This window comes from Citrobacter sp. wls757 (genome assembly GCF_005280935.1).
Classification (GTDB): Bacteria; Pseudomonadota; Gammaproteobacteria; order Enterobacterales; family Enterobacteriaceae; genus Citrobacter; species Citrobacter portucalensis.
The window spans coordinates 1-18,062 of record NZ_SZWU01000027.1 but is presented as its reverse complement, the minus strand read 5'-3'; the positions used below and the strand labels follow the sequence as shown (position 1 = coordinate 18,062).

At 51.7% G+C, this 18,062-nt stretch carries 17 protein-coding genes; 6 read left to right on the top strand and 11 right to left on the bottom strand.

Annotation, left to right across the window (positions count from 1 at the left end; genetic code table 11):
• Window positions 1-85 precede the first annotated feature (85 nt).
• The 3 genes from pfkA to cpxP form a co-directional block, all read right to left on the bottom strand.
• Window positions 86-1,048 (bottom strand): 6-phosphofructokinase, encoded by a 963-nt coding sequence (gene pfkA / locus FDW94_RS08115; RefSeq protein WP_003825214.1) that lies wholly within the window; start codon window positions 1,046-1,048, stop codon window positions 86-88.
• Between the two features lie 185 nt (window positions 1,049-1,233).
• On the bottom strand, window positions 1,234-2,136 hold the full coding sequence (fieF, locus tag FDW94_RS08110; protein ID WP_003825216.1) for a CDF family cation-efflux transporter FieF: 903 nt from the start codon (window positions 2,134-2,136) through the stop codon (window positions 1,234-1,236).
• Between the two features lie 147 nt (window positions 2,137-2,283).
• On the bottom strand, window positions 2,284-2,784 hold the full coding sequence (gene cpxP, locus FDW94_RS08105) for a cell-envelope stress modulator CpxP (RefSeq protein WP_008787022.1): 501 nt from the start codon (window positions 2,782-2,784) through the stop codon (window positions 2,284-2,286).
• A 150-nt stretch (window positions 2,785-2,934) separates the two neighbouring features.
• Here cpxP and cpxR point away from each other — a divergent pair, with 150 nt between their 5' ends.
• Window positions 2,935-3,633, top strand: a complete 699-nt coding sequence (gene cpxR, locus FDW94_RS08100; RefSeq protein ID WP_003028763.1) for an envelope stress response regulator transcription factor CpxR — start codon at window positions 2,935-2,937, stop codon at window positions 3,631-3,633.
• The gene (gene cpxA / locus FDW94_RS08095) at window positions 3,630-5,003 is read left to right on the top strand and encodes an envelope stress sensor histidine kinase CpxA (RefSeq protein WP_003028758.1); all 1,374 of its coding nucleotides are present in this window, start codon (window positions 3,630-3,632) and stop codon (window positions 5,001-5,003) included. Before cpxR ends, cpxA begins: the two co-directional genes overlap by 4 nt.
• A 43-nt stretch (window positions 5,004-5,046) precedes the next feature.
• Here the strand turns inward: cpxA and FDW94_RS08090 are convergent, their stop codons facing one another.
• From FDW94_RS08090 to yiiM, 4 genes are all read right to left on the bottom strand, one after another.
• Complete coding sequence (locus FDW94_RS08090) at window positions 5,047-6,297, bottom strand: MFS transporter (protein WP_095533158.1); 1,251 nt, start codon at window positions 6,295-6,297, stop codon at window positions 5,047-5,049.
• 121 nt (window positions 6,298-6,418) lie between these two features.
• The gene (locus FDW94_RS08085; RefSeq protein ID WP_020996111.1) at window positions 6,419-7,372 is read right to left on the bottom strand and encodes a TIM barrel protein; all 954 of its coding nucleotides are present in this window, start codon (window positions 7,370-7,372) and stop codon (window positions 6,419-6,421) included.
• An 8-nt stretch (window positions 7,373-7,380) separates the two neighbouring features.
• Window positions 7,381-8,085 (bottom strand): GntR family transcriptional regulator, encoded by a 705-nt coding sequence (locus FDW94_RS08080; RefSeq protein ID WP_032945585.1) that lies wholly within the window; start codon window positions 8,083-8,085, stop codon window positions 7,381-7,383.
• A gap of 227 nt (window positions 8,086-8,312) precedes the next feature.
• Window positions 8,313-8,987, bottom strand: coding sequence for a 6-hydroxyaminopurine reductase (gene yiiM / locus FDW94_RS08075; protein WP_020996113.1), 675 nt, complete (start codon window positions 8,985-8,987; stop codon window positions 8,313-8,315).
• Window positions 8,988-9,139: 152 nt separating this feature from the next.
• On the opposite strand from yiiM, the gene FDW94_RS08070 reads away from it, so the two are divergent.
• Window positions 9,140-10,036, top strand: coding sequence for a dihydrodipicolinate synthase family protein (locus tag FDW94_RS08070; protein WP_060683052.1), 897 nt, complete (start codon window positions 9,140-9,142; stop codon window positions 10,034-10,036).
• 41 nt (window positions 10,037-10,077) lie between these two features.
• On the opposite strand, the gene kdgT is transcribed toward FDW94_RS08070, so the two are convergent.
• Both kdgT and sodA read right to left on the bottom strand, forming a co-directional pair.
• Window positions 10,078-11,061, bottom strand: a complete 984-nt coding sequence (kdgT, locus tag FDW94_RS08065) for a 2-keto-3-deoxygluconate transporter (RefSeq protein WP_020996114.1) — start codon at window positions 11,059-11,061, stop codon at window positions 10,078-10,080.
• A gap of 233 nt (window positions 11,062-11,294) precedes the next feature.
• Window positions 11,295-11,915: a superoxide dismutase [Mn] gene (sodA, locus tag FDW94_RS08060; RefSeq protein ID WP_003825239.1), complete on the bottom strand. Its 621-nt coding sequence runs from the start codon at window positions 11,913-11,915 to the stop codon at window positions 11,295-11,297.
• A gap of 289 nt (window positions 11,916-12,204) precedes the next feature.
• Between sodA and rhaT the strand changes: the two genes are divergently transcribed.
• Window positions 12,205-13,239 (top strand): L-rhamnose/proton symporter RhaT, encoded by a 1,035-nt coding sequence (rhaT, locus tag FDW94_RS08055; protein ID WP_003825242.1) that lies wholly within the window; start codon window positions 12,205-12,207, stop codon window positions 13,237-13,239.
• Here rhaT and rhaR read toward each other — a convergent pair.
• Both rhaR and rhaS read right to left on the bottom strand, forming a co-directional pair.
• A complete protein-coding gene (gene rhaR / locus FDW94_RS08050) occupies window positions 13,236-14,084 on the bottom strand; it encodes an HTH-type transcriptional activator RhaR (RefSeq protein ID WP_008787014.1) in 849 nt (282 codons plus the stop codon). The two genes, rhaT and rhaR, sit on opposite strands and share 4 nt — an antisense overlap.
• A gap of 147 nt (window positions 14,085-14,231) precedes the next feature.
• On the bottom strand, window positions 14,232-15,080 hold the full coding sequence (rhaS, locus tag FDW94_RS08045; RefSeq protein ID WP_008787013.1) for an HTH-type transcriptional activator RhaS: 849 nt from the start codon (window positions 15,078-15,080) through the stop codon (window positions 14,232-14,234).
• Between the two features lie 303 nt (window positions 15,081-15,383).
• On the opposite strand from rhaS, the gene rhaB reads away from it, so the two are divergent.
• Both rhaB and rhaA read left to right on the top strand, forming a co-directional pair.
• Window positions 15,384-16,853 carry a rhamnulokinase gene (gene rhaB, locus FDW94_RS08040; RefSeq protein WP_137377432.1) on the top strand — a complete coding sequence of 490 codons (1,470 nt, stop codon included), beginning with the start codon at window positions 15,384-15,386 and terminating at the stop codon, window positions 16,851-16,853.
• The coding region (gene rhaA, locus FDW94_RS08035; RefSeq protein ID WP_137377431.1) for an L-rhamnose isomerase at window positions 16,850-18,062 on the top strand (1,213 nt) is incomplete at its 3' end. The genes rhaB and rhaA, both read left to right, overlap by 4 nt.

Genomic DNA, 18,062 nt, shown 5'->3' with positions numbered 1-18,062 from the left:
TTGCCTGATGGCGCTACGCTTATCAGGCCTACGATTTGCATCATGTAGGCCGGATAAGGTGCAAGCCGCCATCAGGCAATTGCATTTAGTACAGTTTTTTCGCGCAGTCCAGCCAGTCACCTTTGAACGGACGCTTCATGTTTTCGATAGCGTCGATGATGTCGTGGTGAACCAGCTGCTCGTTCTGAATACCTACGCAGCGACCGCCGTGGCCTTCCAGCAGAAGTTCAATGGCATAGGCGCCCATACGGGATGCCAGGATACGGTCGTAAGGAACCGGGGAACCACCACGCTGGATGTGACCCAGTACGGTTGCACGCGTTTCACGACCCGTTTCTTTCTCAATGTAATGCGCCAGTTCGTCAACGTCACACATGTGTTCAGTGATCGCTACGATTGCGTGTTTTTTACCTTTCGCGATGCCCGCTTTGATTTCAGTAACCAAATCGTCACGGCTGAATTCCACTTCCGGAACCACCACGAACTCACAACCACCGGCAATTGCAGCCGCCAGGGTCAGGTCACCACAGTAGCGGCCCATCACTTCGACGATGGAAATGCGCTGGTGAGAAGAAGATGTATCACGCAGGCGGTCAATCGCTTCGACAACGGTACCCAGAGCGGTGAAGTAACCGATGGTGTAGTCGGTACCTTTGATATCGTTATCGATAGTGCCCGGCAGACCGATGCATGGGAAGCCCATTTCGGTCAGGCGTTTTGCACCCATGTAAGAACCGTCACCCCCGATAACAACCAGGGCGTCGATGCCACGCTTCTTCAGGTTTTCGATCGCCACCGCACGTACGTTTTCATCACGGAATTCCGGGAAGCGAGCAGAACCGAGGAAAGTACCGCCACGGTTGATCATGTCGGACACGCTGTAGCGGTCAAGCTGGACCATACGGTCTTCATACAAACCCAGGTAGCCATCATGGATCCCCATGACTTCCAGCCCTTCCGTCAACGCTGCACGTACAACACCACGGATTGCTGCGTTCATGCCCGGCGCATCACCGCCGCTTGTCAACACACCGATTTTCTTAATCATGACTACCTCTGAACTTTGGAATGCAAAATGAAATCTGCTGCCGGAAGTCGATTCCGCATATCGAAACGATCCAACGAATATGCAGATAGTATAACAATCACTTCCTGCTGAATTGATTCAGGTCAGGCCAAATGGTGGTAATTTATACACAAAATGCTGGCCCGGTTCACTTTTTTTACAACGAATTATGAAAGCTCAAACATCTTGCCTTCCTTGGGTACGACTGAACAGGGATCCTGATGAATGATGACATCCGATCCCGGGAAACGCCGTAAAATTGCCTGCTCAACCTGTTCAGCCACTAAATGCGCCTGAACGAGCGGCAGATTATCTTCCATTTCCAAATGAATCTGAATAAAGCGAGTCGGCCCTGACTGCCGCGTGCGAAGATCGTGAGCGCCGCTGACTCCAGGCCATGATGTCACTATATCAATAATTTCCTGACGTTCCTCATCGGGTAAAGCGCGATCCAGCAAAGATTGCACTGCCTCATACCCCATGCGTAATGCGCTATATAAAATATAGATGCCAATCCCCAGCGCAAACAAGGCATCTGCACGATGCCAGCCATACCATGCCAGCCCGAGCGCAATGAGAATCGCACCGTTCATCATAACATCAGACTGATAATGAAGCATATCTGCCCGAACGGCCTGACTTTGCGTACGCTTCACTACCCAGCGCTGAAACGAGACCAGAATGATTGTACACACTAACGCAATGATGGTGACAACCACCCCAACGCCCGGATCTTTCATCGGCGTGGGTTGGATGAGATGCTGAATCCCGGTCAGGAATAAAAACAGCGCCGAACCAGAAATAAACATGCTTTGCGCCAGCGCCGCCAGCGATTCCGCTTTTCCGTGTCCGAACGTATGTTCATCATCTGCGGGCTGCAGCGAATAGCGCACCACCAACAGGTTGGTTAACGACGCCGCGATGTCCACCAGAGAATCCACCAGTGCTGCCAGAATACTGACCGATCCGGTGTACCACCACGCGAAAATTTTGATCAAAAGTAACAGCGATGCCATCACGGTTGCCGCGATTGCCGCCCGGCTCACCAGCCGCCCATAGGTTTGATTCATAAACACTCCTGCCAGGATATGCCGCTAGTATAACGGATGAAGTAAAACAGTCAGGCAATAACCGAGGGACAAATTTTGGGCAAAAAAAACCCCCACATCATGTGGGGGAAGACAGGGATGGTGTCTATGGCAAGGAAAACAGGGTTACTACTGGGAACGTGAGTTGCTACTACTCAATAAATTCAACGATGAGCTTTTTTTCCAGTGCGCTACATCGCGCAGTTGCTCCATTCGTTGTTCATGTTTCTCATTTAAAACCGCTTGCTGCTCTGGTGTTAACAGGCGATACATCTGGTTGCGGATCCTGGCTATTTCAACCTGGCGGGCAACCTGTTCTTGCGCCATTCTTTCTGCCTGAGCGCGCACTGCGCTTTCATCAAATTTCTCTGCGGTGACAAGGCGATGCATTGTCTCCATTTCGCTAACATTAACAGGAGGCTGTTCGTGTCTTGCCTGCTGCATTAAATCTCGCATCTGTTGACGTTGATGTTCGGTTAAACTGATACCGTCAAACATGTGGCTCTGAACGCTGCGTTGCGATGAGCCTTCACCCAGGTGCCAGTGATCGCCTGTGACGACTTCAGCTGCATGGCTAAATGTACTGAGTGCCAGCGTTGAGGCCATGACGGCAGCGGTAACTTTGCCCATCACTTGCTCCCAAAATCTTTTCTGTCGCGATTCAACGAGAGACAGTTTACGATTCGGGCTGCAAACATGCGTCAGGGGGTGTAAAACAACGTAAAGTCATAGATTAGCGACGCCTGATGACGTAATTTCTGCCTCGGAGGTACGTAAACAATGAATAAAATCCTGTTAGTTGATGATGACCGAGAGCTGACTTCCCTGTTAAAGGAGTTGCTCGAAATGGAAGGTTTCGATGTGCTGGTTGCCTATGATGGGGAACAGGCGCTTGAGCTTCTGGATGACAGCATCGATTTACTTTTGCTCGACGTCATGATGCCGAAGAAAAACGGCATTGATACGCTGAAAGCACTTCGTCAGACACACCAGACACCCGTAATCATGCTGACCGCTCGCGGCAGCGAATTGGATCGCGTACTTGGCCTTGAGCTGGGCGCGGACGACTATTTACCTAAACCGTTTAACGACCGTGAACTGGTCGCGCGCATCCGCGCTATTCTGCGTCGCTCACACTGGAGCGAACAGCAGCAGAACAGCGATAACGGTTCGCCGACGCTGGAAGTTGATGCGTTAAGCCTTAATCCGGGTCGCCAGGAAGCCAGCTTTGACGGGCAAATTCTGGAGTTAACCGGCACCGAATTCACCCTGCTCTATTTGCTGGCTCAGCATCTCGGTCAGGTGGTTTCGCGTGAGCACCTGAGCCAGGAAGTGCTGGGCAAACGCCTGACGCCTTTCGATCGCGCGATCGACATGCATATCTCGAACCTGCGTCGTAAGCTGCCAGAGCGTAAAGACGGACACCCGTGGTTTAAAACCCTGCGTGGTCGCGGCTACCTGATGGTCTCCGCTTCATGATAGGGAGCTTAACCGCACGCATCTTTGCCATCTTCTGGTTGACGCTGGCACTGGTGTTGATGTTGGTACTGATGTTACCCAAGCTCGACTCACGCCAGATGACCGAGCTACTGGACAGCGAGCAGCGCCAGGGGTTAATGATTGAGCAACACGTTGAAGCTGAACTGGCGAACGATCCACCCAATGATTTGATGTGGTGGCGTCGCTTGTTTCGGGCGATAGACAAGTGGGCGCCGCCAGGACAGCGGTTATTACTTGTTACGACGGAAGGACGCGTGATCGGCGCAGAACGCAACGAAATGCAGATCATTCGTAACTTTATTGGTCAGGCCGATAACGCCGACCATCCGCAAAAGAAAAAATACGGTCGCGTTGAGATGGTCGGGCCTTTCTCCGTCAGAGACGGTGAAGATAACTACCAGCTGTATCTCATACGACCTGCCAGCAGCTCACAATCTGACTTTATCAACCTGCTGTTCGACCGACCGCTGTTGTTGCTGATCGTCACCATGTTAGTCAGCTCACCGCTATTGCTTTGGCTTGCCTGGAGTCTGGCGAAACCGGCGCGTAAGTTGAAAAACGCGGCGGATGAAGTAGCTCAGGGTAACCTGCGTCAACATCCTGAGCTGGAAGCCGGTCCGCAGGAGTTCCTGGCGGCAGGCGCGAGCTTTAACCAGATGGTGACGGCGTTGGAACGGATGATGACCACACAGCAACGCCTGCTGTCGGACATCTCTCACGAGCTGAGAACACCGCTAACGCGTCTGCAACTGGGCACCGCTCTGCTGCGCCGTCGTAGCGGTGAGAGCAAAGAGCTGGAGCGCATTGAAACAGAAGCACACCGACTGGACAGCATGATCAACGACCTGCTGGTGATGTCACGTAATCAGCAGAAAAACGCGCTGGTCAGTGAAACAGTGAAAGCTAATCAGCTTTGGGGCGAAGTGCTGGATAACGCCGCCTTTGAAGCTGAGCAGATGGGTAAATCGCTCACGGTGAATTTCCCGCCGGGTCCGTGGCCGCTGTACGGTAACCCAAATGCGTTGGAAAGTGCGCTGGAAAACATTGTGCGCAATGCCCTGCGCTATTCACATACGAAGATTGAAGTTGGCTTCGCGGTGGATATCGACGGGATTACCATCACCGTGGACGACGATGGCCCAGGCGTTAGCCCTGAAGACAGAGAACAGATTTTCCGTCCGTTCTATCGTACCGATGAGGCGCGCGATCGCGAGTCTGGCGGAACAGGTCTGGGTCTGGCGATTGTTGAAACCGCAATTCAGCAGCATCGTGGCTGGGTGAAGGCCGAAGACAGCCCGCTGGGTGGTTTACGGCTGGTGATTTGGTTACCGCTGTATAAACGCGCTTAACAGGCTTCCCCGGTACGACATAATTACCGGGGAAGCATTCACGTTATGCCGCCGCAGCTGCAGCCGCTAGCTTTTGCTTTTTAATTCGCTTCACCAGAATGGTCGAGCAGATAAAGCCCATTAAGCTGAACGCAATCATCACGCTAAAGACATAGTTGTAGCCAGTGATGCCGCTATTGGTATCCAGCAAATAGCCGTACAACGTGTACGCAAACATCGCTGGCATATAACCGATGATGCAACCAAATGCCATTGCCGAGCCCGCATACTCACGTGGGGTACCGATCTCATCCATCGGCGCGAAGAAAATGGCACGCTGTGAGAAGATAATCGCTCCGAACCCTAATGTCGCCGCCATACCGATATACACGTTCATTGTTTGATGCGGTAACTGCATGAACACAAGCATCGCCACAGCAGAGATCAGGAACGTCCACTTCAGATACACTGTCGGTGATTTAGCAACTTTATCTGCCAACATTCCACCAATCGGCCCACCTACCATTTTTAACGCATACTGGTTGATGATGCCGTACGCACCGACGAGAGCTACCGGCAGCATATAGATATCTTTTAAGAACGGAATAAAGTAAGTCAGTCCACAGTACGCGGCATAAACGAAGAAAATACCTAAAGAAGCCAGCCAAACATTAGGGCAGGACAAAACATGTTTGATACCCTTTAACACTTCCATGTTGGCACTGGTTTTCTCGCCGCCTTTCACTTTGTCATCATCGACAATAAAGTACGTCACAATACCTGCCACAAGCGTAATTACCGTATAGAACAACAGGCCCGCCTGCATCCCCGCTTTACCTTCACCAAACTGAACGAAGACAAACAGAGCGCCAGATGCAACGATAACATCCACCACACCACGTCCGGCTTCTAAAAAGCCGAACATACGTCCTTGTTCTTCTTTCGTTCCCAGCAAACGAACGGCTTTCAGCAATACCGGCCAATAAACCACATCGGCAAAGAAAGCCATCGCGGCAAAGCAAATGAGATAACCAGTAAATGACGGTAGCGTTGCCAGATATAAGCCACATAACCCAACGCCAATCAGACCGAACGGTAATAATATTTTCTTGGAGTAACGATCTGCGATATAGAGAGAAAGAAAAAGTCCGGTTGTCTGAACAATCGTATAAACCGTAAAGCTCAACCCAATTTGCGTATTAGTTAAACCCCAGTCATTCTGCATTGGCACATAGAAAACATCTTTCATACTTGAAAGCTTGAATATCGTGCCGCCGCCTAAAATCAAAAAACAGAGCCTTGCCCATTTATTCATGAACATGATTAAACCCTCATTGCTTGTTGAGAGAAATATCTAAATTAAATTGTATAATTAATAAAGCAGGGGATTATTTTCATAATCCTTTCCGCATTTAATAATATTTTAAGAAAACTAATTAATTGCCTATAAACTTGTCACATATATCACGAATGTATTTTATTTGGGCAAGAGCATGTTCTTTTTCCTGCGCCAGTCGCGCATCAATCATGTTGCTGTCAGGCAGCGGCGTATAACTTGCATCGCGCCATGGGATCCATGGATTATCACCCTCATCGTCGAAGCGAAATGCAGGGGCATAATATTCAACTTCTTCTTCCAGGCCAAAAGCATGTACTTGCGGTTTATCTTCACCTAAAAGTAATAATGCCTTAAGCATCTCTTCCATGGGTAAATCGCCGTGTCCTGAACGACAAGCCTCATGCCCCCAGCCTTTACCTTCTTTAATAATTTTTGCGTCTTTGATATGCACCTGAGTGATCAGAGGAGACATAACCTCTAACGCAGAAAGCGGCTGTTCATTAGCATTAATCATGTTGCCAAAATCAAACAGAATAGAGAGATTTTTCATCCCGCTATTGTTAACCAGCGTCACCAGCTCATGGCCTTGCAGATCTTCATGCTGTTCGATAGTAAAGCTTAGTCCGCAATCGTCATACTGAGACAGCCATGCAATATCATTGGCAATCTTCGCCATAACATCGTTGAGATGCCCTTCATAACGCGGGTAGAAACGCACTGAAGTTGCACCAGTAGCAACAGCAATACGGATGGCATCCGTCAATGTCGCCTTATCCGATGCGCTTGTTTCGATATGCACATCCAGATTATATTTTTTGGCCTTCTCTTTAAAATCGTGTAGCTGCTGATCGTTCAGTTTCTGCAGTGATTGGGACTCACCATCCTCAACATGTATTTTTACACCCTTCAATTTTTGCTGATGCGCAATATCCAGAAGATCCCCCGGCAGGACTCTCTCGTAGCGCATATTCAGATGAAAAGCATAAGCATGTAGGTACAGCGGTATATTTCTCGCGCGTTCCGCAAGAAGTTCTTGGTTACATTTTCCCATTATTTTTCTCATTCATCGCGAATAACAAGTTCCACTGATTCAAGTCTCCAGTATTCGAAATCAACCTGAACCACTTTTTTATCTCGGGTAGCCCGATGTTTTTCTACTAAAATTCCATACGTATTAGGCGCAACACCCAGCTCTTTGCAGGCCACTTCTGGCATATTGACCGGTTTAAAAACCATTTCTTTGATATTTAAAACATGGCCAAATGCATCTTCCCAGACGCTGGCAAAAGACTGATTGCCCAATTTATTAATGAATCCTGGCGCAACATCGGCATCAATATAGGATTCATGGTAAAACACTTTATGTGAATCAAGACCGCACCAACCGGTAATCAGATAACGATCGCCCGAAGAGAGAAAAACATCCTCAACATGGTGTGGGACTGTATCAATGGTTTCTTTGGTTAAATAATCCCAAAAAGGCTTACGTCCCTGGGCACAGGCTTCAGCATTGAAGCTGGAAAGTGATTTAGGGTTATAAATAAACCGCTTCGATGAAATAAACCAACCACTGCGGTTCTTGCGGAAAATACGCGCATCGATCTCAAGCTCAATCAGAACCTGACGTAAGGTCATACGCTTTGCATCCAGCAGCTCACATAACTCCCTTTCCGAAGGCAATTTGGACCCCGCTGGTAAATTCTTCTCGTTTAACCAGCTTTCAAAGCGCTCCCTGAGCACATCAACATTGTTTTTCTTTTTCATTTCGCTCATCTGGTTTAAACCAATTTGAAGCTAAGATATTTGAGTGCAGGAAATACTCAAGTTTTTTTTCAACGCAGAGTTTCTTTTTGTGGACCAGGTATCAAGAATGGCTTTGAAGCAAACCGTGACCGTCAGGTTTTTGCCCGGTTTGGTACGCAGGGGATGAAGCACGGGGGAGAGGTAAATCAGGTGTCGCCACCTGATTTAACTGCCAGATGAAGGTAGGTTTATTTTCCCCACAAACGGCGGGAATTGTCTTCGATCTTGCCGCTTAAACGGCGCTTTTGCATCGTTCTGGTCCAGCTTTTTGATAACCCAGCAGCCGACAGTAAACGGTGATATTGCGAATCATCAAACGGCATATGCCAGGCGATAGCAATGGCCTCCCGCACGCTGACGTCGCTCACGCGTGACGCCAGGATCAATGGCGCGTCTGCTGACACCTGACCAGGCGCGATGACGCTACACAGCCAGCCCGTCTTGCCCGCATCCTGCATCTGGCTGGCCATATCGCTGATGCCAAAATGGAAATTCAGCTTAAAGCACGGCGAGCGCGGCTGCGTGACCTGAATCAGCGCCTCTCCCCACTGGAAAATGTCGCCAATATACACATTATCTTCAGTCAGCCCCTCAGTAGAGAGGTTCTCACCAAACGCGGGGGCGACAAATAGCTCCGCCTGCTCCGGAAACGCTTGTCTCCAGTGCTGATAGTGTTCACGCGGATAGTGACACAGCGCGCGATCCGGCCCGCCGTGAATTTTCGTTTCCGCTTGTTCATCCCCCGTCAGCCCCAGTTCGGTCAGCATCAACTCACCGTCAATCTGGACTTTCGCAATCGCGCTGGGACGGCTTCCCGTGTAGTCCCGAACTTTGCCTGTAAAAACATCGACCGGATATCGCATCTGTTCCCTCTCCCGATAAATTTCCCCCATTACACCACATTTATTTTACCCCAGTCGCTCAAAATGAGAGCACGGTTCACATGAAACTTAGGGACACATGCTATCAATGTAATCTGATTTTGAAACATCATTTCAAATAAGGAGTCGACAACGTGACTGGTCAATCGCAATTTGCTGGCGTCTGGTGTCCTTCCATTACGCCAATGGACAATGATGGCAAGATCGATCTCAACGGTCTAAGCCAACATCTCAAACGCCTTACCGAGGCCAAAATCGACGTGATTTTGCTGATGGGCAGCATCGGGGAATTTGCCTCCTTCACGCTCGAAGAAAGACTGCTGCTGATCCGCGAGGCCCGCGCCATGAGCTCGCTGAAGATGGTCGCCAACGTCTCATCCACCTGCCAGAATGATGTTTTATTGATGGCGCAGGAAGCGTATCGCTCAGGTTACGATGCCGTGATGATCCTGCCGCCCTACTACTACGGACAAACGGCGAAACAGCTGCTGAGCTACTTCCGTCAGTTGGGGCAGACACTCAGCGGCAAATGGTTTGCTTATAACTTCCCGGCACGCACCGGCTGCGATTTAACCCCCGAACTGGTAGCCACCCTCGCCGCCGAGTTCCCGAATTTCGCTGGCATTAAAGACACCGTCGACTGCCAGTCCCATACCCGCAGTATGATTCAGACCACCCGCGCCGTGCGGGAGGATTTTGCCGTGCTGTCCGGCTATGACGAATACTACATTCCCAACCTGTTAGCAGGTGGCGCGGGGATAATTTCAGGGTTGAACAACGTCATGCCGGAACTGTTTGTCAGCGCGCGGGAAGCGTTTAAACAGGGCGACCTGGCAGCACTTCGCGATATTCAGGACCAGATTGGCACCTACATGTCCATCTATGCCATCGGCGAAGATTTTGTCACCACCATCAAAACCGTGGTATCGCGTAAGTTTGGCTATTGTACCGGCGTGTCACGTAATGCCGGTGGAGAGTTGAACGAGAGTGAGTGTCGAACAATCGATGAGGTGTTTGTCGTCAAAGGGTAAATAATTAAGCCGGATGGTGCAGACCATCCGGCTTAAGAGACTTACTTCACGGTGCCACGAATATCAATTTCTGCCGCCCTTGCTTTGGCCCTTTTCGACCAGATAGACGTGATAATCGGCACCAGAATGGAGGTCACAATCACCGACGTGGCGACCAGGGAAGTTGCTGCCGGTGCCATCGGTTTAAATGCCGGAACCATTTCAGCAATCAGCACAGGCGTAGCAACCGCCGCCCCCGCAGAACTGGAAGCGGCAATCCCCGCCGTACCATCGCCACCACCAATCAGTTTATCGGCGATAATCAATGGAATACCAGTGATGATAATCACCGCCACGCCCAGCAGAATACCCAGCACGCCGGTCTGCGCAATCACGCTCAAATCAATGGTGTTACCTAATGCGAAGGCAAAGAACGGGATCAGCGTCTGCACCGCTTTGCTGAAGAACTCCCGCAGTTCAGGGTCCAGATTCCCCAGCGCAAAGCCAATCAGGAACGGCAATACTGCACCAACAAATACGTGTGGTTCAAACGACGCGATCCCGGCGGTTCCCAGAATCACCATGGTCATCAGCGGGCCAGACTCCAGCGACATCAGGACAAACGCCCCGGCCTCTTCTTTGGTGCCGTACTGCTGCATAATCGAGGCATACAGCCCGCCGTTGGTCATATCCATCGCGGCCACCAGCGCCAGCGTAGACAACCCAGCGAAGAATCCGACCTCTACACCATGTTCCGGCAGAATGCGTGAAGCAATCGCTGCAACCACCCACGCCACCAGAATCTTGGTTATGACTAACGTACCTGATTTGCGCAGCACGGTGCCGGTGGCGCTTAGCTTGATCGACGCCCCCATGCAAAAGAACCAGACTGCCAGGATAGGCACCGTACCGGTGATCATACCGTTGGTAAAAGAGCCGAAATATTTCCCGGCGCCGGGGGAAAAGGTGTGACACAACGCGCCCAGGAAAAGCGGCACCAGCATCATACCGCCTGGGATTTTCTCTATCGTACGTTTGATCTGCATTTCCATCACCTGTAGACATAAAAATGGGGCAATTTTTATGGGCGATTGCATCTTGCTTTGAGATGCGCCCGTCTTGATGAAAAGAAGATAGACATTCATAGAGACTATAAAAGTGATCCCACTCGCATAATAAAACCTTGTTTCAATTTAAGTGGATCATTGTTTTTATATTGAGTTTGATCACAAAAAAACCCCACAAGCATCGCTTGCAGGGCTTTGTTAAAGCGTAGAACTTATTTTTTTGCTGCGAAACGCGCGGCAGCTTCGTCCCAGTTCACGACGTTCCAGAACTCTTTGATGTAGTCCGGGCGACGGTTCTGGAATTTCAGGTAGTAAGCGTGTTCCCAAACGTCCAGGCCCACGATTGGGAAACCGGAAGCGCCAGAGATAGCTTCACCCATCAGCGGGGAATCCTGGTTGGCGGTGGAAACAACAGCCAGTTTGTCACCTTTCAGAACCAGCCACGCCCAGCCGGAGCCAAAGCGGGTTGCCGCTGCTTTTTCAAATTCAGCTTTGAAGTTGTCAACGGAGCCGAAGTCACGTTCGATAGCCGCTTTCAGGTCGCCCTGCAGCGTAGTACCGGTTTTCAGGCCTTTCCAGAACAGGCTGTGGTTAGCGTGACCGCCCGCGTTGTTACGCAGTACGGTTTTCTTGTCTGCTGGCAGTTGATCCAGTTTGGTGATCAGCTCTTCAACGGACAGGCTGGCGAATTCAGGCAGGCTTTCCAGCGCAGCGTTGGCGTTGTTTACGTAAGCCTGGTGGTGTTTGGTGTGGTGAATTTCCATCGTCTGCTTATCGAAGTGCGGTTCAAGGGCATCATAAGCGTACGGCAGGGATGGCAGTGTATAACTCATAATCATCTCCAGTATTGTCGGGCGGCCAGTGTTAACGCCGCGTAAGCAGTTGGGTCATTATAGTTAATTAAATGATATTGAAAATGATTATCAATGCCGTACTTTTTACAGGGTCTTAATGAATCAAACCCATTGTTAAAGATGTGAGCCGAATCACCCACTTAACGTGATAATTGCCAACATGCGCAAAAGGGCGGCAATCGTCAAAAGGTTAACCACCTGCGTAATTTTTAAACTCGTTAGGTCGGAGGGGTCATTACCGACGATAAAAAATAACGAGGATTAAGTCATGAGTAACGCGATTACGATGGGTATCTTTTGGCATTTGATAGGGGCAGCCAGTGCCGCCTGTTTCTATGCCCCGTTCAAGCAAGTCAAACATTGGTCATGGGAAACGATGTGGTCGGTTGGCGGGATCGTCTCCTGGATAATCCTGCCGTGGACCATCAGCGCCATGTTACTTCCCGATTTCTGGGCCTACTTCAGCTCCTTCAGCCTCTCCACGCTGGCGCCGGTATTTCTGTTTGGTGCAATGTGGGGGATTGGCAATATCAACTATGGCCTGACCATGCGCTATCTCGGTATGTCGATGGGTATCGGGATTGCGATAGGTATTACGCTGATTGTCGGCACGCTGATGACCCCGATTATCAACGGCAATTTTGATGTACTGATCAATACCTCTGGCGGCCGCATGACGCTGCTTGGCGTACTGGTCGCGCTGATTGGCGTGGGTATTGTTACCCGTGCCGGTCAGTTAAAAGAACGAAAAATGGGCATCAAAGCGGAAGATTTCAACCTGAAAAAAGGTCTGGTTCTGGCCGTCATGTGCGGTATTTTCTCCGCCGGGATGTCCTTTGCGATGAACGCGGCGAAACCGATGCACGATGCCGCCGCCGCGTTGGGCGTCGATCCGCTGTATGTCGCCCTGCCTAGCTATGTGGTCATTATGGGCGGTGGCGCGCTTGTTAACCTGGGCTTCTGCTTCATTCGTCTGGCAAAAGTGAAGAACTTGTCGATAAAAGCCGACTTCTCGTTAGCCAAACCGCTGATTATCACCAACGTGCTGCTCTCTGCGCTTGGTGGCTTGATGTGGTATCTGCAATTCTTCTTCTACGCCTGGGGCCACGCACGTATTCCGGCGCAGTATGACTATGTAAGCTGGATGCTGCACATGAGCTTCTATGTTCTGTGCGGCGGGATTGTCGGTCTGGTATTGAAAGAGTGGAAAAACGCGGGTCGTCGTCCGGTCAGCGTGCTAAGCCTCGGCTGCGTAGTGATCATTGTCGCGGCAAACATTGTCGGTCTGGGAATGGCCAGCTAAGCATGCTGAGTACTGAGATGACGCCACTGGCTCGGCGTCATCCCGGTTTCCCGCGTAAATACCACCGAAAAGTAGTTACTGTCCTCAAAGCCGCAGCGCATGGAAATCTCGCTAATCATCAACCGACTATGTTTGAGCAGATACTGCGCGTGGCAAACCCGCACCTGGCGGAGATACTGGTTGATGGTCATCCCGGTCTGGCTGCGAAACTGCTGGCGCAAAACGCGCTCGCTGCATTGTTCGCGCTCGCAAAACGTATCCAGTTCAAACGCATGCTCATGGCTACCGGCTAACGCGGTGATCAGTTTATCCAGCAGCGTTTCACTGGAGGTCGCCGGGAGCGTATCCGTGGCATAACGATGCCGCTTAAGGTGTGTCACCAGCTGCCCGAACAGCAGCTCAGCCATGGTAAAAGCCTGTGCATCACGTTGATTACTTTCATGTTCAAGCTGGCTTATCACCTGTCGGACCTGGCTCATGCCAACGCTGCCGAGTCGCCAATGCGGCTGCCTCGGCGTACCGTTAAATCCGGGGATCGCCCCTTGCCAGTCAACATTCAGCGTCAACCGCTCCGGGCAGTAGATGATATTTTGCAACACCAGGTCGTTCACGGAGGTGTAGGAGTGTTTATCTTCGGCGCGAATGTAAAACAGATCGCCACGGGTTATCCGGTACGGGCGATCGTTAAGGACATGCAGACCATTACCGCGCCAGACCATGACCAGCTCGCAAAACTCGTGGGTATGCTCAGCAAAGACATCCTGCGGATAACGGTCAGCCACGGCCACAGCCTGCTGCTCATGCGCAAAGAAGTCTGATTTCAGAAGGACCAGATGATTCGCCATCACAATATTCCCTGTCGGATGGCGGCTACGCCTTATCCGACCTACAGATTACGTGACACGTAGGCCGGATAAGGCGTAGCCACCATCCGGCGTTAAGGGACATGATTATCTGAGATTCGGCGGTAAAAAACGTTGATAGCTTTCGCGTTACTGGAGGCGGCTTGCCACAACGAGATCGCGCCCCTGACGAATATCGCGTGGTGACCACTTGAACTCACGACGAAAAAGCGTCGAAAAGTGGTTACTGTCGCCGAATCCGCAGAGATAAGCGATGTCTGTCACACTGTCATCACTGTGGCGAAGCAGATGCCGGGCCTTGATCAGCCGCAAGCGGTTAAGGTAGCGCTGCGGCGTCAATCCGGTTTGCTGTTTGAGCTGGCGATGCAGAGTGCGCAAAGAGAGGGAAAACTTCTCGGCCAGAGCCTCCCAACACACCTCGTCGGCAAAGTTATCTTCCAGCCACGCCATCAGGAGGTTAAGCCGCGCGTCGTTATCGGTCGCTGCTTCCATCAGGCTGCTTTTACGCAGCAGCACCAGCAGTTGCATAAACAGGATCTCGCGATTTGCCGCCGTTGGTGTATCCATCCCCTCACCGAGCGCTTCCATCTGCCCCACCAATTGTCGAACCTGCTGCAACACCCCCTGATTCACCCGCCAATGGGAGGGATACTGCCCGTTCTGTTCCTGAGGTAAAAGCTGATTCAGCCCAGCCAGAAATTGAAACGCATCCGGAGAGCGATACAACACATTGGTCAGGCACAGATTGTCAGTATGTTCATATAAATGCCGGTCATGATCGCGAACGAAACACACCGTACCGCCGCTGATGGTGTAAGGCTGCCCGTTGAACACATGGATCCCCGTTCCATGTTCGACCACCACAATTTCATGAAAATCATGATGATGCTCTGGAAACGCAGGTTGAGGAAGCCGCGGTTCAATAGCCACTGGCGCTTTACCTGTCGGAAAAAAATCCACGCAATGCAATACCGTCATGATGACATCCTTCCCGATCAAATGAACATGGCTGAATAGTAATTAAGGGTTATCACCCTCACCTTAAATTTTTGACGCCAAAGTGCGTAAACACGGTCAATTCTTCAAGAAATGGCGGGAAAGATCGCGAATTGCGGAAGGCGTCACATCCGCTAAAACAGGTCCTATTAATAGAAATTGTGAACAGCGTCACGTTCACCTTTGCCATGTTGCCAGCCGCTAATTGTGGCTGTCACTGTCAAGAAGGTACGCGTTATCAGGGGTTCTTAGACTGAGTGCAATAAAACTCAGAAGGACCTCGCTATGACTTTTCGCCATTGTGTCGCAGTCGATCTCGGCGCATCCAGTGGGCGCGTAATGCTGGCGCGTTACGACAGTGAATACCGCTCCCTGACGCTACGTGAAATCCACCGCTTCATGAACTGCCTGCAAAAAACAGACGGTTTTGACACCTGGGACATCGACAGCCTGGAAAACAATATTCGTCTTGGCCTGAAAAAAGTCTGCGATGAAGGCATTCGGATAGACAGCATCGGCATTGATACCTGGGGCGTGGATTACGTTCTGATCGATAACGTCGGTCAACGTGTCGGTCTGCCGGTCTCTTACCGTGACAGCCGCACGACCGGCATTATGGCGCAGGCGATGGAGAAGCCGGGTAAAGGTGAAATTTACCGCCGTAGCGGCATTCAGTTTCTGCCCTTTAACACCCTGTATCAACTGCGTGCGCTGGTTGAACAGCAGCCAGAACTGCTCCCGCAGGTGGCCCACGCCCTGCTGATCCCCGACTACTTCAGCTTTCGCCTGACCGGCAAAATGAACTGGGAATACACCAACGCCACCACCACCCAGCTAGTCAATATCAATACCGACGACTGGGATGACACACTGCTGGCGTGGACCGGGGCAGACAAAGCCTGGTTTGGTCGCCCGACGCATCCAGGGAACGTGATCGGCCACTGGATTTGCCCACAGAAAAACCAAATTCCGGTTGTCGCCGTCGCCAGTCACGACACGGCCAGCGCGGTCATTGCTTCTCCGCTGGCCGACAAAAACAGCGCCTATCTCTCTTCCGGGACCTGGTCGCTGATGGGCTTTGAGAGCAGAACACCGTATACCAACGATGCGGCGCTGGCGGCGAATATTACCAACGAAGGCGGCGCGGAAGGACGCTACCGTGTCCTGAAAAATATTATGGGGCTGTGGCTGCTCCAGCGCGTATTAAAAGAGCGCCAGATTACCGACCTGCCAACGCTTATCAGCCAAACGCAAGCGCTGCCGGCCTGCCAGTTCCTGATAAACCCGAACGACGATCGCTTTATCAACCCCGACGATATGAGTGCAGAAATTCAGGCAGCATGCCGTGAATCAGGCCAACCCGTTCCCCTGCAAAACGCCGAACTGGCGCGCTGTATCTTCGACAGCCTGGCGTTGCTGTACGCCGACATCCTGCAAGAACTGGCACAACTGCGTGGTGCAGCATTTAGCCAACTGCACATTGTCGGTGGCGGCTGCCAGAACACCTTACTGAACCAGCTATGTGCGGATGCCTGCGGTATTCGCGTGATGTCCGGGCCGATTGAGGCTTCCACGCTCGGCAATATTGGCATCCAACTGATGACGCTGGACGAGCTGAACAACGTCGATGATTTCCGTCAGGTGGTGCGCGCCAACTACGAACTGACCACCTTCATTCCCAATCCTGAAAGTGAAATTGCCCGCTACCAGGCGCAGTTTCAATCACTACGACAGACAAAGGAGCTTTGCGCATGACCACTCAACTTGAACAAGCCTGGGAACTGGCAAAACTGCGTTTCGCCGCTGTAGGCATTGATGTCGAGGCGGCCTTACGCCAGCTCGATCGTCTGCCGGTCTCCATGCACTGCTGGCAGGGCGATGATGTCGCCGGTTTCGAAAACCCGGAAGGCTCGCTCACTGGCGGTATTCAGGCTACCGGTAACTATCCGGGTAAAGCGCGTAACGCCACCGAACTGCGGGCCGATCTGGAGCAGGCGCTGAGCCTGATTCCTGGTCCAAAACGTCTGAATTTGCACGCGATCTATCTGGAATCTGATACGCCGGTTGCCCGCGACCAAATCAAACCTGAGCACTTTAAAAACTGGGTGGAGTGGGCGAAAGCGAACCAGTTAGGGCTGGATTTCAACCCATCCTGCTTCTCACACCCACTGAGCGCCGACGGTTTCACGCTGGCGCACGCCGACGACACCATTCGCCAGTTTTGGATCGATCACTGCAAAGCCAGCCGTCGCGTCTCGGCGTATTTTGGCGAGCAGTTGGGTACACCATCGGTGATGAACATCTGGATCCCGGATGGCATGAAAGACATCACCGTTGACCGTTTAGCGCCGCGCCAGCGTCTGCTGGACGCACTGGACGAAGTGATCAGCGAGAAACTCGACCCAGCGCACCATATCGATGCCGTCGAAAGCAAGCTGTTTGGCATCGGTGCGGAAAGCTACACCGTGGGCTCTAACGAGTTCTACATGGGTTACGCCACCAGCCGCCAGACCGCACTGTGTCTGGATGCGGGCCACTTCCATCCGACTGAAGTGATCTCCGACAAAATTTCCGCCGCCATGCTGTATGTACCGCGTCTGCTGCTGCACGTCAGCCGTCCGGTGCGCTGGGACAGCGATCACGTGGTGCTGCTGGATGATGAAACTCAGGCGATTGCCAGCGAGATCGTTCGCCACAACCTGTTCGACCGCGTACACATTGGCCTCGACTTCTTCGACGCCTCCATTAACCGCATCGCCGCGTGGGTGATCGGCACCCGCAATATGAAAAAAGCCCTGCTGCGCGCGCTGTTAGAACCCACCGAGCAACTGCGTCAGCTCGAAGCCAGCGGCGACTACACCGCACGTCTGGCCCTGCTGGAAGAGCAAAAATCGCTGCCGTGGCAGGCCGTCTGGGAGATGTATTGCCAGCGCCACGACACGCCTGCGGGCAGCCAGTGGCTGG